The sequence below is a fragment of the Slackia piriformis YIT 12062 genome, assembly GCF_000296445.1.
Lineage (GTDB): Bacteria > Actinomycetota > Coriobacteriia > Coriobacteriales > Eggerthellaceae > Slackia > Slackia piriformis.
Genome location: NZ_JH815198.1, coordinates 380283 through 393516, shown reverse-complemented (window position 1 = coordinate 393516; position 13234 = coordinate 380283). Strand labels below are relative to the sequence as shown.

Here is a 13234-nt window from a genome sequence, read left to right as displayed (position 1 = left end):
CCCGGCAAAGAGACCGGAGATGCATGCAGCCAGCAGCAGGACGCACAGCCAGCAAGCGAGACGAAGCCTTCAGCAGGACACGCGGCTGGCAAGCGAGATAGAGCCGGCCGCAGGACACGCGACCGACAGTGGACTCTGCGGCCTTCGGCCTTGCGCGAATTTGACAAACACCCCTCAAGAAACGCACCGCAATCTCGCCTTCGTCTTACGCCCTCCTGACACGAACACGCCATGATTTGTAGCCGATATAGTTCCGTTCGACGCAATACGCCGACAGACCGAAGGAGAGACAATGGGCCGGATCGCCCGTACGGCCAATTCCACAAGCAGGAGGGGCTTCGTGAAAATAGCCATCGCCGAAGTTGGCGCGGCGTATCTCGCGGGCAATATGAGCAGAGCATGGGTAAGCGAGGAAAAACCGCCACGAAGAGACGCATGCGAAAATCGTCGCGGCGCGCGGGCAGCTCAAGGCCGCAGGCGCCGATACGAAATTCTTCGTCATCAACGGCAACCACGACGTCGACGATTCAAACGGCCTCGACTTCTCCAGCGGCGCAGCCGTCCAGGCCAGCTTGCCAACCCCGCCTCGGCCATGCCTGCGGTAGACGCGCTGGTGGATTCCGCGCTCAATTATGCCGTCGACGGGCAGAGCCGCACGGTGCTGGGCTTTGCCGGCTACGCACACCGACCCATCTGATGGGCAACGAGACATGCAAAGTATGGGCCAAAGGCACCATGACAAAGACGACTGGAGACGAGAGGAGCGCGGAAGGCCTGCTCATGGAAGTGCTGCATGCGACAGGCGACACGACCCAAGACGACTTGACCGCCCTTTTGGAAATCGTGCCGGTTGATGTCTCCCCACTTACCATGAAGACGAATCCCCGCTTCACGACCGCGCTCGCCTACAACATGCTGAAATCCATGCTGAAAGACGGCGGAGGCCTCGTGAGCCTGGTCGCCGATGAGAACTCGGGCGACCTCATCCCCGACGTTCCCGCCCTTTCCAACTTCTCCTACGGTGCTCTGTGTGCCTTGAGCCACGATTCCGACGAAGCGAACAACCACGCTTTCGTGCGTTCGATCCACGCCAAGAACGCCCAGCGCAACTCGGCGAAATCCTCTGCAAAGAATATGCCGAAAACCGACGAAATTAAATATGCGCTTGCCGACACGCAAATCGTCTCGCTCGCACAGCCAGGGCAGCCCAAGTCGTTGCTGCAGCGGACAATCGCCAACGGACACCATCGTGCCGCTTCCGCCGTGAAGGTAAGCCGCGCCTTCCCGCTTGAAAGCTTAGAGGTGGACGGGGACGCGCTTCAGGCCCGACCGCTACGCTGAGCGCGGTCGGCCACGGCGCGCGCGATACGCAACGCGGCATACGCCGCAAACACCGTCGTATACACGACAACGCCTTGCAAGGCGGCGATGCCCCCGCCGAGCGCACTCGGCAAAAGCATCGCGAGCACATGCGCGTACGAGGCGCCGTAAAACACATAGGCGAGCTTTTGCACCCTGGTCCACGCAGCCGCCGCCATGCGCGCCTTCACGCGAGAGAGGGACGTGACTCCCAGCACCGCCGTCAGCACCGCAAGCACAACGGCCAGCAGCAAGCCGGCGACGACAAACGGATTGGAGAAGCCGACGGTGAAAGCCCGCGGCACATATGAAGCGGCGTATGCGACCATATGCCCGCAGATCATAAGACATGCGGCGATGGAAAGCTCGGCCCGCGCCGCGCCCAGGCGCAAACGGGCCTTCGAACCGCGCGGAAACACGCCAACGAACATGACCACCGTGAACAGCGCCATGGCAAGCGTGCCCTTCTGCATGAGCAAGAAGGCTATTTCACGCAGCCCCTGAGGCAGCATGCCCGCAGCACCGGCCCAATACATCGCCATCAGGACGACCGCCGGCACGTAGCATACCCAAGGATTCTTTCTGATGGCAGGGCCGGCGAACACCGCGAAGAGCACCGTGCATGCCAGAGAGCACGCGAAAATAGCCGGCATCATTCGTCCGCCTCCCCGCAGTCGACGCAGGAACGCCTGGCGGAAGCCGAAGCGGCGCAAGAGGAGCCATTGCCGGACGCTGTGCAGGAAACCGAAGCGCCGGCATTGCATGAAAGCGCGCGAAGCTCCGCAAGGTAGCGAACGCCCAGGCGGGCGAATGCGCGATACACGGCGAAATCCGCCAACTCTTCCGTAGCAGCCATGAAATCAGGTATCCAGGGAAGCGCATGATCGGTCGCAAAGCGGACAAGGCGTCCGAGATGCGCGCTGCGGGCGTCTTCGTCCCCTACGCGCAGCGCCTCGCCCTCGGCGGCATGCAGGTATGCCAGAAAATCCAGTTCGCGAAACACGCTGTCGCCCGGCTCCTGGTGCTCTTTCACGGGAGCGACCCCCGCCTCGTGCATGGAGCGTTCGACCGCGAGCGCAATCTGGCTGCGAAAAAGGCTGGGCACGCCGCTCGCCCCTGCGGCGCGATGGCGAAAACAGCTCTCGTACGGCCACACCGGCACCTTCGAGCCGGGCGCGAGATACAGGCGGCTGTATTCGCGGCGCATCGTAGCGCAATCGGTGCCTTCGGCATGAAACGCCTCGTCGCAAAAGGCGAGCAAAGCCTCGTCGGCCTCGGACACGCGCCCGCATACGTCTAGAATGCACGCGCGCCAGTCCGAAAGAAAAGAACCGTCCTTAAGCGCAGCGGCCAGTTCGGGCGTCGGGAACTGAAATGCCGCCGAGCACAGCGACGCCAAATCGGCCAGGCCTACGGCGCGATGCAGTTCGCGATCGATGCTATCTCCCATATCAATATCTCCTTACGCGTCCGCGAAAACCGCAGGGCCCGCGAACGGGCCCTGCGACATCAGAGGATAAACGTCGTGATTACTCCAGGTAGAAGACGTTCGGGGCCGTACCCTCGCCCTCACGCAGCTTGCGATACGTGCGGCCTTCGATGGCCTTGCTGACGTCGGACTCGGGGTCGTCGAGATCGCCCCAGAAGCGGGCGCCCGCCAGACACAGCTGCATGCATGCGGGAACCTCGCCGCGGTCGATCAGATTGTGGCAGAACGTACACTTCTCCACGGTGCCGGCCTCGTGAGTGGGAGCGTCGGCCTCGCCGACGACGACATCGAGGTAGTACTCGGGCTCTCCTTCGACGAAGGAACGGACGTTGTCGTACGGACAAGCCATGATGCAGGCGCGACAGCCGATGCACAGGGAGTTGTCGACCCACACGATGCCGTCTTCGCGCTTCTTCGTCGCACCCGTCGGGCATACGGCCAGACAGGACGGATTGTCGCAGTGCTGGCACTGGACCGGCAGGAAGCTCAGCGTGCAGTTGGGCCATTCGCCGCCCGCGCTGTCATTGGCGATGGCTCCGTGGACGACGGCGGTGCCGAAGGTGTCGGGATCGGTGTCGGTCTTGGTGTACACCGTGTTGTAGGTAATCGCCTTCGGCAGGTTGTTAGCGATCTTGCACGCGGTCGCGCACGCCTGGCAGCCGACGCAGCGGTTCAGGTCGATAGCCATTCCATATCGAGTCATGTGTATCACCTATTCCTTACAGCTTTTCGACGGCGACGGCCTGGTCGAAGTAGCACTGGTTCCTGCTGACCTGGTTGTAATCGTTGAAGGAGATGGTCGCGAAGTCGCCATCGATATGCTCGCGCGTCAAGAAGCTGCGCGGACATGCGATGGTAGTGGGCTGCTGACCCGCGCTGATGACGGCGACGACCGTCATCGTGCCGCGGTCGTTGTACAGGCGAACCGTGTCGCCTTCGACGATGCCCAGCTTAGCCGCGTCATCCGGGTTGAAGCGGGCTATCGGCTGCTTCTCGAACTCCTTCATGTAGTCGACATCCCACCACTGGGTGTGGTTGCGCGTGCGCATGTGCTCCGCGAGAACCGTGAAGGGATACTTCTCGCGGATCGGGGCGTCGAGATTCGCCTCGCGCGCAGGCTCCCAGTACAGCATGAGATGCTCTTTGCTCTCGTCGATCTCCTGGCCGAGATCGTAGTCGGGAACGATCTTCTCCTGCCAGAAACGGGCGCGTCCGTTGGGGAACGGGAACTTGCCGCCCTCGCATGCAATCACGGGAAGCTGATGGTTGCGGGCGACCTTGGTCTCACGCAGGGTATCGTAGGTGATGCCCTCCTTCTTGGCGACGGGGCTGTCGAGCCACAGGTTGATGTAGTCCTTCGCGTCGAAATCGAAGAAGTCGCCATAGCCCATCGCGGTGCCCAGAGCCTTGTAAATCTCGAAGTCGGGCTTGCTCTCGTAGAGGGGCTCGGCCGCCTTCTCGTTGTAGACGAGGTAGGGCATGTTGTACGCGCGGACGCGGAGGTCTTCGGTCTCGAACCAATGGCACGCGGGCAGCAGGATGTCCGCATACAGGGCCGTGTCGTTCATGGTCATCTCCTGGACCACCAGGAAATCGACCTCGCTGAGCATCTTCTTCGTCTCGTTCTGCTCGGTCTGGTTCGACACGATGTTGGTGCAGGAGCAGTACAGGGACTTCAGCGGGAAGGGCTTGCCGACGAGCTCCTGGTTATGCACGATGTCGTACATAGCGGTCCAGTTGAGATTGCGGCCGGGCCCCATGGGCTTTTCGCCCTTGTTGCTAGGCTGGTTGACGCAGCCCGCCGCGTTGCTGACGCCGAACTGGCCGCCGCCGGAGCCGAGGCCTGCACCCTCTTTGCCGAAGTTACCGGTCAAAAGCATGAGGGCGAAGATGCACTCGTAGGTGTAGATGCCGTTGAAGTAGTGGTTCAGACCCTGGTTCATGCACGTGGTGACGGGACCCTCCTGACCGTACATGCGAGCGAGGGTCTTGATGTCCTCGACGGAGACGCCGCTGATTTCGGACGCCTTCTCGACGGTCCATTCGTTGATGCGGTCGACCAGCATGCTGTAGACAGTGCGGACCTTGAAGCCCTCCACCTCTTCAGGCACGCCCTCGAGCGCAGGCTTGGCCGCCTGCGGGGCGGGCACGGCAGACTGGGTCTCTTCGTCCCACACGATCTCAGGATCGATGACGGTCGGCTTGCCGGTGCGCGGGTTGACCGGGCCTTCTTCGGGAGCGATGCCAAGATCGCTGCGACGCAGGAAAGTGTTGTCCTCCTTGACCAGCAAGGGGGCGTCGGTGTGGGCGCGGACGAACTCGGTATCCTGCCAGCCGTTGTCGAAGACTTCGCGCAGAATGCCGAGCGCCATGGCGCCGTCGGTGCCGGGATGCACGGGGAGGAACCAGTCGGACTTGGACGCGTTCGTGTTGTACTGGATGTCGATACAGGTCAACTTCGCGCCGGCTTCCTTCGCATCCAGATAGAAGCGGATCATCTGCTTGCAGGAAACGGTGGGGTTGGTGCCCCATATGACAACGTGGTTGGCCTTCGCCCACTGGCTGGGGTCGCTCATGGCGGAGCCGGGACCGAACATCTTCATCATACGGTCCTGGAACGCGATGTCGCGGTCGGGCAGAACGCTGCAAGCCCCCATGACGGTCTGAAGATGCTGGAACACGGAGCCGTCGGCGGTACCGCCGCCAAGCAGGCCGGTGTTACCGGAGCCCAGGAAGAACGCGATGGATTCCGGGCCGAACTCTTCGCGGTAGCCCTTCCATTTGTCGGTGATCTCCTTGATTGCCTCGTCCCAGGTAATGCGCTCGAACTTGCCCTCGCCGCGCTCGCCCACGCGACGCATGGGGTACTTCAGACGCTCGGCGCTGTACACGCGGGCGGGATGGGAAAGACCCTTAGGGCAGATGCGGTTGTAGCGGCGCTCCTCGGCGATGTCGCCTGCGGTGGTGCGCACGATCTGACCGTCGCGCACATGAACGTTCAGGTAGCAGCCCTGGACGCACTGGGAGCGGCACGCGCCGGAGAAAATCTGCTCCTGGCCGGCCTTGGACGCGTCGACGGCGGGCTCGAGGCCTTCGTTTCCGGCAGAGCATCCGGTCAAAGCGCCGGCGGCACCGAGAACCGCCGCGCCCTTGATGAAGGAGCGGCGAGAGAAACCGCGCTGACCGGCGGCGTTGGAGATTGCGTTATCAGTCATTCTTTTCCCCTCCTAGAGTACGCATGCCGCATAGAATGCGTAGCGTGCGATAGCGACGGCCACAAACAGAGCCGCGAAGCAGCCCCATGCGGAAATCTGGTCGGACACCTTGCCCATGCGAGCCGCGAAGGCAATACCGGCCGCTGCAAGAGCGACCACGGCGGCAACGACGAACGGAACGACGCTCAGGCCGGCGCCGGAGAACTGGAAGCCCTCGACGGCGATCGCCAGAGCCGCGACAAGAGCAGATACGGCCTCGGCCAGCAAGAAGTTGGAGGACTTTCCAAGACGGTCCTCGCAATCTTTGGCGACCAGGTAGTCAAACAGGGCAACCATCGTGACGCCCATGGCGATATCGCCCAGGATGAAGAACGGGAACGTCGCAAACGAAGACCAGGCGGGAATGGCCAGGGAAACGAAATAGGCATTTCCCATGACCGCCGTGAGGACGACGCCGAAAATCGCGCCCGCGATGCGAAGCGCGCGCGGGGTGGAGCCCTTCACCTTGAGAAGGATGGTGTCGGCCAAAAGCACGATGCCGAACGCCATGGACCAATACGCCTCCTGAGCAATCATGGCGGACGGGTGGGTCAGCGCAATGAACATGCGCTCGGGACGGCCTAGGTGCAACGGCAGGCCGATCAGGCCGACGCCCAGAAGCACCATGCACGCCAGCGGGAACAGCCAGGCGCGCTTCGAATCCTTCCCTGCCGGGAAGAAGGCGTTCACCGCATAGGCGCCGGCAGCCAAGCCCGCCAATGTGGTGAAGCAGAACAACGGAAACTCAGAAATCATTGCAACACCTCGTTATCGAGTCTCATGTCGAACCGGCGTTTGAACGTCGCAAGCCGCCGTTCGACGTTTCCCCTTCACGCGAACCGATCGAATTCGCGCCCTTAGCACGACACCGCCGTTCACAGCTGTCCTCCCACGGCATCGTTCATTGGTGAAATAGTAAAGTGATTCACTATGTCAGTCAATATGTCGCCTCGAAAGAAAAGCAACGGCATTTACGGAACGGGCCGCTTCGTTCGCACGCCCGTTCCTCGCCGCGAAGACGCGCCGGCGCCTGCAGTCGGCATTTGTGGAATAATGAAGGGCGAATCGCGATCGGAACCTATCTTGAGGCATGCATGTACGGACCACTTGTTATAACCTATCTGTTCCTTGGAGGTGCGGCAGCAGGCGCGCTTTTCGTCGCATCTATCTGGAGCCTTGCAGCAAGGCGATCGGAAAGGCTGCAAAACCCGCTTTTCGCCGCAGCGTTTGATACCATGCGAAAGCACGTGTACGCGGCAGGGTTCATCATGCTCGCCTTCGCCATGGCGTGCTTGCTCTGGGACCTGGGGTCACCGCAGCGGGCGCTGCTCGTGTTCTTGCGCCCCCACCCCACGGTTCTCACCTTCGGAGCCTTCACGCTCTCGGTCGAGGCGGGCGTCACCGCCGTCCTGGCAAGCTCAAGCCTGCTTGGAAAACCCCGTCTGCCGAAGGGGCTTTTCACGACGCTCGAGGCGCTCTGCTGCCTCGGCGCGCTTGCTACCATGGGATACACCGGCGTCTTTCTTTTCGAAAGCGGCATGCCCGCATGGAGCACGTGGACGCTTGTGGCGTTGTTCGTGTTCTCGTCGCTTTCCGCCGGCATCTCGACGGTGCTGCTGATTGACTGGGTGGCGCAGGGCCGTGCACGCCTGCTTAAGGCGGCCAAGCCTCTGCAAAAGGCCCACCTTGCCTGCCTTGCCGGCGAGGGGGCATTTTTCACGCTGTTCATGCTGCACGTATTCGACGACCCGTCCGCTACGGCGGCGAAGAGTCTGATTATGCAGCAGGACATGACGGCGACGATCGCCCTGGGAGTCGTCGGCTTCGGAATGGCCGTCCCGGCGGCGCTCGAAGCCTACTCCCTCACGCGCGCCGAATGCAGGACTATCCCGGCGGCGGACGCTGCCTGCCTCTTGGGATGCTTCATCCTGCGCGCCGTCGTCGTAGCTTGCGGAATACGTTGATACACATGAAAAGGTGAACGAGTGACCAGCCCCGATACTATCCTCTTTCGCGTCGACGAGACGTCGGACCTGCCCATATGGGCGCAGCTGCGCAACCGCATGGCCTACCTGATCCGCACCGGACACTTTCAGGCGGGCGAGCAGCTGCCCAGCGTGAGAAGCCTTGCGGCCGATGCCAAGATCAACTACAACACCGTGACGAAAGCCTACCGAGACCTGGAGCTTTCCGGCCTGATCGCATCCATCCGCGGGCGCGGCATGTTCGTCCAGAAAAACGTCTCGATCCAAGACGAGGAAGAAAGCGCCATCGACGCGCTCCTGGAGAGCTGTATACGCCAATACCGCTCCAAAGGCATGACGTACAAGGAAGTGCATGCCCACGTGGCGCGCATGATAGACGACATGGAATCCAAAGCATACGAGGCGGAGGAAGAAAGGCAGTCTTATGGAACCGTCTAGCAAGAAGAAGGGATCCGCGCCGGGCTCTCGAGCGGCCAATTCCCGTTACTCGGAAATCGAGTCCATCAATTCGCCGCGCACGCGCCACGTCGACGACAACACGGGCACCGTGTTCTCGGCCTTCGTCTTCGCCGTCTCTTTCGTGACGGCGACGGCCCTTGCCGCCCTTTTCGTCGGAGGGGTGGACATCTGGACGCTGTGCTTCGGGTTCTTCATGGCCGTGCTGGCCGCGTCGTCGGTCCATGTGGCAACCCAGTGGGAGCGCGTCATCGTGCTGCGCCTGGGAACGTTCAAGCGCGTCGAGGGGCCCGGGCTGTATTTCACGATTCCCTTCGTAGAGCGAGCCGTTCTGCGTGCCGACATGAGAACCATGCTGACAGGCTTCGGCGCCGAAGAAACCTTAACGAGCGACCTGGTTCCCGTGGACGTGGATGCCGCCGTTTTCTGGATGGTATGGGATCCTGAAAAAGCCTGCATGGAGGTCGAGAACTACTACGACGCCGTATCCATGGCGGCCCAGACGGCGTTGCGCGACGCCATAGGTCGCAAAAGCATCTCGGACATCACGGTGCACCGCGACAAACTTGACCAGGAATTGCGCGACAAGATAGAAGAGAAGGCGGGCCCCTGGGGCATCTCCATCATCTCCGTCGAAATTCGCGACATCGTCATTCCCAAAGAACTCCAACGCGACATGGCCGCTGCGGCCAAGGCCGAGCGCGAAAAAGACGCCCGCATCATCTTGGCGGAAGTGGAGAAAGACGTCGCGGCCATGCTTCTGGAAGCAACCGAGATCTACCGCGAAGACGACATGGCCTTCGAACTGCGCTCCATGCACCTTCTCAACGAAGGAGTCAAGGAATCCAACGGGACCCTCGTCATACCGAGCGCTTATTCCGAAGGCTTCAAGCCCTCCCGCCCCGCGCGCTAAACCGCACGCCTTGCGGTCCTACTGCAGGCAGGACCGCGCCGCGCAGGCTGTGCCCTCTCCGTTTCGGAAGCGCGACGACTTGTACGGTGGTGTATCCTTGAAGTGCCCTGCGAGGCTCGCGACCCAAAACACGCAAGCGCCGCAAGATGCCAGGCCCCGCATCGACCGAGGCCATCCGACGCAGGAACGCCGTCCCCGCGTCGGACGAACCGCGAAAGAACGATTCTGTTGACGGAATATCTCGAAATAAAGCGTATGCTCGTGCGAAACCTCATCATCGGTGCCGTCGTGGGAATAGCAATCGGCGGCTGCATGGCCTTCATGCTCCTCAGCCCCTCTATCGACGGAAGCTACATCAGCTATCTGGTCGAGCAAGGCTACACGCAAGATGAGGCCGCCATGGCGGCCAGCGCGTCTTCGGTCCTGCTTTTCGTCGTGAGCTTTTTATGGGCCCTCTTCCTGCCTCTGAGCTACCATGCCCTCAAATGTGCCAGGGACCGCCTCCTTGACGGATGGATCGTAAGCTGCCTGATCGTCATCGTCGTCCAAGTCATTCTTTTCGGCATCGCCTTGTCCCTCGGCTACATTATCGGCCCTGTCTACCTTGTGTACTGCCTTGTTCGCATGGCGATCCTGAAAAAGCGCGCTAAGAAAGCCGCTCTTCGCTGACCTTGCATAGCAAAGCCGCTGATTTCGCACCGGCAGTCGGGACCGCGCCATAATGGCGCGCGGCTTCATACGCCGCCCGATGCCGCACCGACCCCTCCTTTTTTCCGAAAGAGAGCCATGCTTCCGCCCTGGACCATCATTGCCCGCTATTTGAAATACCGCCCGATATGGGACGACCTGTGCGACCAATGCGGGCGCTGCTGTTTCATGCGCGAAGTAGACGAGGACGGCGACGTGATCATAGACTACGCCGCGCCCTGCGAGTTTTTGGACGTGGAAACGCGCCGTTGCTCCATATACAAAAACCGATTCGACACCTGTACGCAATGTAACCGCGTCACCTTGCGCCATGCCTTGTTCGCAGACCATCTTCCCGAAGGGTGCGCCTATGCACGCCTCTTCCGCGAGCGCTGACCGCCTGGCAAACATCCGCATCCCAACACCCATGAGTCCTCAGCGTCGCGTCGGCATTACTCCATCCCCAAGAAGAAGCGCACGTCTTCATCGGATTCGTTTTCGAACAGGTCTTTGGCGGGACGAACAACGCGCAGGCGGCCATCAATCACGATGCCTACCCTGTCGGCAAGCGTTTGAGCCTCGTTGAAGTCATGCGTCACCAACACGATGGTGCAATCGAAGCGCTCGTGTATACGCCGAAACGTTTCGTACATGCGCTTTTTCGTAGCGGGATCGAGCGCCGAAAACGGCTCGTCCATCAGCATGATGCCCGGCTTGAGTACAAGCGCTCGCGCCAGCGCGACACGCTGCGATTCCCCGCCGCTGATAACGCCCGGGTACCTATCCGCAATATGGGAGATGCCAAAGAGCTCGAGCATCTCCCCCACGCGCTCGTGGACCTCCGACGCGGCGCATCCGTTCATACGCAATCCGTACGCAATATTGTCGTAAACGCTCATATGGGAAAACAGCGCGTAATCCTGATACACGATGCCCAGGTGGCGCTGCTGCACGGGAAGCGTTTCCACGTCTTTGCCGTCAAGCAGGATGCGGCCTTCGCTTAAAGGAAACGCGCCCGCAATCGACTCCATGAGCACCGTCTTGCCCGAGCCGGTGGAGCCTAGAATCGCGAAAACCTCACGCGGCTCAATGGAAAGTTCTTCTACGTTCAGCTGAAAAGACCCACGGCGCACCATCAGACCTTCGACGCGAACGCTCCCTGGCGCATTGCCCTGCATCCATCCCGAAGGGCGGCGCGAGAGAAGCCTCTGCACAAGCTTCGACCCGCCAAAGCGATTGGCAAAACCGTGCCTCGCCTTCTGGAGGAAGCCCTCTTTCGCGCGTTTGGAGTTCGCACTCGTCGATGCAGCGACACGCGAAGCGGCAGCAGGTCTGTTCAGCACGTTCGAAATCACCAGCGTTGCCGCCGAAAGCAGCAGCATGATCATGGCCGTCGCCATGGCTATATCATTGTTGCCCGTGGAAATGCTCAGGTAGATACTGCCTGGCAGCGTTTCGGTTTTCATGCGCGTCACGCCCACAAGCATCAATGTGGCGCCGAACTCTCCCATACCGCGCGCCCACGTAAGCACGAACGTGGAGATGATCGAATTGCGACATTGCGGCACAATGATGGTGCGAAACACGTCGAACGGCATGGCGCCGAGCGTCTTCGCCACGAATTCCATACGTGGATTTACATCGGCAAACACCGTGCGCACCATACGAATGGCAAACGGCAAGTTGACAATGAGCTGCGCGAACACGATGCCGACAGGCTCGAACACCACCGCGAATCCGCACTCACGCAGCGCTTTGCCAAACGGCGAGGAAAAAATAAGAAGCAGCGCAAACCCCAGCAAGATATACGGCAATGAAAGCGTCAACTCCATCAAGACTTCCGCAACGCGCTTGAAAGGCATGTTCACATGCGAAAGCGCGTAAGCCGTCGGCAGCGCGAGCGCAAGGCACAGCACCGTTGAAACAGTGGAAGTCACCACACTCATGCGCAGCGAAAAAAGCACCTCTTCGGAGGTGGCCGCTTCCCCGAAATGCGCAATGCCGCCAATGACAATGGCGGCAATGGCGCTGCCGATAAACAGCAGCGCCATCGTTGCAACCACCACGGTCACGCCAGAGAAAAAGTCTCCTTTGCGGCCGTGGTGCTTAAACGGGTCTTTTCCTTGCGAGCGCAAGATTACTCGACCTTTTCGTACCCGAATTCAGCCCAGATGTCCCAGGCGGCGTCAGTCTGCAAGAACTCATTGAACGCAGCAACCGCGTCGGCATCGGCAGCGCAAGTCAGCTGCGCGGCGGGAACGGTCTTAATGAAGCCGTCCAGATCGGAGGTGTCCACAACCACAGCTCCTTCGTCTTTGACGTTTTCTTTCCACACGATGCCCGCATCGCCTTCGCCGTTGGCAAGGGCGGTTGCAATTTGAGGCGCGGTGGTCGTGGTGGTGAGCACGTCGTTTGCCATCATGGTTTCCCACAGACCGTTCTCGGTCAGGGCCTTCTTGGCAATTTTGCCGATGGGCGTAGATTCGGGATCTCCCACCAGGACCTTTTCTGCATTGGCGAGGTCGGCCAGCCCCGTAATCCCCTTCGGATTGTCCGCAGGCACGGCAAGCACGGGAATATGCTTCACCAAGTCGACGCTCGACGCCACGTAGTCGGCTACCGGATTGAGCTCCTCGGCAGAACCAGCGACGAAGAAATCGCCCTGCTCGGTAGTGGTTATCTGCGTCTGGATCTGCGCCGCATTGGCGAAGGTCACGTTCATAGCGCAGCCCGTCTCCGCCTCGAAGGCATCGGCAATTTTTTGGAACGGATCGGTCATACCAGCGCCGCAATATATATTGAGCTCGTGGCCTTCGAGCGCTTTCGTCTCAGCCTGCGGCTGAGCAGCTTCTTGCGTTTCCTCAGACGCACCGCCCGAACAACCCGCCAGTATGCCGCCCGTAAGCGCCGCGCACAGTGCAAACGCGCAGGCGATTGCAAAACCGCGCCTCGTCATCCAATCTCTCCCAATCATCGCAAACCCCCTTTTGCGCAAGCGGACGATTATCGAAACCCCATCCGACGTTCCGTCCTCATTTATCCTGTAATGAGGATAATACAGGTAATTATCCTTGCTTGGCAATAATAGAAG

The 13234-nt window shown here is 60.7% G+C and carries 14 protein-coding genes; 7 read left to right on the top strand and 7 right to left on the bottom strand.

From position 1 onward, the window contains the following. The first annotated feature begins 340 nt into the window (after nt 1–340). Nucleotides 341–697, top strand: coding sequence for a hypothetical protein (locus tag HMPREF9451_RS09780; protein ID WP_148508459.1), 357 nt, complete (start codon nt 341–343; stop codon nt 695–697). A gap of 38 nt (nt 698–735) precedes the next feature. Beyond that, nucleotides 736–1341 carry a hypothetical protein gene (locus tag HMPREF9451_RS01745; protein WP_148508457.1) on the top strand — a complete coding sequence of 202 codons (606 nt, stop codon included), beginning with the start codon at nt 736–738 and terminating at the stop codon, nt 1339–1341. Here HMPREF9451_RS01745 and HMPREF9451_RS01740 read toward each other — a convergent pair. From HMPREF9451_RS01740 to HMPREF9451_RS01720, 5 genes are all read right to left on the bottom strand, one after another. Beyond that, the gene (locus HMPREF9451_RS01740) at nt 1320–2015 is read right to left on the bottom strand and encodes a hypothetical protein (protein WP_009138578.1); all 696 of its coding nucleotides are present in this window, start codon (nt 2013–2015) and stop codon (nt 1320–1322) included. The genes HMPREF9451_RS01745 and HMPREF9451_RS01740 overlap by 22 nt on opposite strands. After that, nucleotides 2012–2809: a TorD/DmsD family molecular chaperone gene (locus tag HMPREF9451_RS01735; protein WP_009138577.1), complete on the bottom strand. Its 798-nt coding sequence runs from the start codon at nt 2807–2809 to the stop codon at nt 2012–2014. Before HMPREF9451_RS01735 ends, HMPREF9451_RS01740 begins: the two co-directional genes overlap by 4 nt. A gap of 79 nt (nt 2810–2888) precedes the next feature. Further along, nucleotides 2889–3551, bottom strand: a complete 663-nt coding sequence (locus HMPREF9451_RS01730) for a 4Fe-4S dicluster domain-containing protein (RefSeq protein WP_009138576.1) — start codon at nt 3549–3551, stop codon at nt 2889–2891. Nucleotides 3552–3567: 16 nt separating this feature from the next. Continuing rightward, nucleotides 3568–6063: a molybdopterin-containing oxidoreductase family protein gene (locus HMPREF9451_RS01725; protein ID WP_009138575.1), complete on the bottom strand. Its 2496-nt coding sequence runs from the start codon at nt 6061–6063 to the stop codon at nt 3568–3570. 12 nt (nt 6064–6075) lie between these two features. Continuing rightward, the gene (locus tag HMPREF9451_RS01720; protein WP_009138574.1) at nt 6076–6858 is read right to left on the bottom strand and encodes a DmsC/YnfH family molybdoenzyme membrane anchor subunit; all 783 of its coding nucleotides are present in this window, start codon (nt 6856–6858) and stop codon (nt 6076–6078) included. A gap of 338 nt (nt 6859–7196) precedes the next feature. Between HMPREF9451_RS01720 and nrfD the strand changes: the two genes are divergently transcribed. The 5 genes from nrfD to HMPREF9451_RS01695 all read left to right on the top strand — a co-directional run bounded on the left by nrfD (nt 7197) and on the right by HMPREF9451_RS01695 (nt 10539). Beyond that, nucleotides 7197–8066, top strand: coding sequence for an NrfD/PsrC family molybdoenzyme membrane anchor subunit (gene nrfD, locus HMPREF9451_RS01715; RefSeq protein WP_009138573.1), 870 nt, complete (start codon nt 7197–7199; stop codon nt 8064–8066). Nucleotides 8067–8087: 21 nt separating this feature from the next. Next, a complete protein-coding gene (locus HMPREF9451_RS01710) occupies nt 8088–8525 on the top strand; it encodes a GntR family transcriptional regulator (RefSeq protein ID WP_009138572.1) in 438 nt (145 codons plus the stop codon). Then, nucleotides 8512–9456 carry a slipin family protein gene (locus HMPREF9451_RS01705; protein ID WP_009138571.1) on the top strand — a complete coding sequence of 315 codons (945 nt, stop codon included), beginning with the start codon at nt 8512–8514 and terminating at the stop codon, nt 9454–9456. Before HMPREF9451_RS01710 ends, HMPREF9451_RS01705 begins: the two co-directional genes overlap by 14 nt. A 261-nt stretch (nt 9457–9717) precedes the next feature. Next, nucleotides 9718–10125 carry a hypothetical protein gene (locus HMPREF9451_RS01700; protein WP_148508455.1) on the top strand — a complete coding sequence of 136 codons (408 nt, stop codon included), beginning with the start codon at nt 9718–9720 and terminating at the stop codon, nt 10123–10125. Nucleotides 10126–10242: 117 nt separating this feature from the next. After that, nucleotides 10243–10539: a CxxCxxCC domain-containing protein gene (locus tag HMPREF9451_RS01695; RefSeq protein ID WP_009138569.1), complete on the top strand. Its 297-nt coding sequence runs from the start codon at nt 10243–10245 to the stop codon at nt 10537–10539. 56 nt (nt 10540–10595) lie between these two features. Here the strand turns inward: HMPREF9451_RS01695 and HMPREF9451_RS10035 are convergent, their stop codons facing one another. Together HMPREF9451_RS10035 and modA are read right to left on the bottom strand one after the other, a co-directional pair. Further along, on the bottom strand, nt 10596–12215 hold the full coding sequence (locus HMPREF9451_RS10035) for an ATP-binding cassette domain-containing protein (protein WP_232204083.1): 1620 nt from the start codon (nt 12213–12215) through the stop codon (nt 10596–10598). A gap of 65 nt (nt 12216–12280) precedes the next feature. Then, complete coding sequence (modA, locus tag HMPREF9451_RS01680) at nt 12281–13117, bottom strand: molybdate ABC transporter substrate-binding protein (protein ID WP_009138567.1); 837 nt, start codon at nt 13115–13117, stop codon at nt 12281–12283. Between the last annotated feature and the right edge of the window lie 117 nt (nt 13118–13234).

What these genes read in the sequence shown, in the direction of transcription:
- HMPREF9451_RS01745 (WP_148508457.1), top strand. Translation starts at nt 736, where the DNA reads ATGACAAAGACGACTGGAGACGAGAGGAGCGCGGAAGGCCTGCTCATG.
- HMPREF9451_RS01705 (WP_009138571.1), top strand. Translation starts at nt 8,512, where the DNA reads ATGGAACCGTCTAGCAAGAAGAAGGGATCCGCGCCGGGCTCTCGAGCG.
- HMPREF9451_RS01740 (WP_009138578.1), bottom strand. Translation starts at nt 2,015, where the DNA reads ATGATGCCGGCTATTTTCGCGTGCTCTCTGGCATGCACGGTGCTCTTC.
- HMPREF9451_RS01730 (WP_009138576.1), bottom strand. Translation starts at nt 3,551, where the DNA reads ATGACTCGATATGGAATGGCTATCGACCTGAACCGCTGCGTCGGCTGC.
- nrfD (WP_009138573.1), top strand. Translation starts at nt 7,197, where the DNA reads ATGTACGGACCACTTGTTATAACCTATCTGTTCCTTGGAGGTGCGGCA.
- HMPREF9451_RS01725 (WP_009138575.1), bottom strand. Translation starts at nt 6,063, where the DNA reads ATGACTGATAACGCAATCTCCAACGCCGCCGGTCAGCGCGGTTTCTCT.
- HMPREF9451_RS01695 (WP_009138569.1), top strand. Translation starts at nt 10,243, where the DNA reads ATGCTTCCGCCCTGGACCATCATTGCCCGCTATTTGAAATACCGCCCG.
- HMPREF9451_RS01735 (WP_009138577.1), bottom strand. Translation starts at nt 2,809, where the DNA reads ATGGGAGATAGCATCGATCGCGAACTGCATCGCGCCGTAGGCCTGGCC.
- HMPREF9451_RS01720 (WP_009138574.1), bottom strand. Translation starts at nt 6,858, where the DNA reads ATGATTTCTGAGTTTCCGTTGTTCTGCTTCACCACATTGGCGGGCTTG.
- modA (WP_009138567.1), bottom strand. Translation starts at nt 13,117, where the DNA reads ATGATTGGGAGAGATTGGATGACGAGGCGCGGTTTTGCAATCGCCTGC.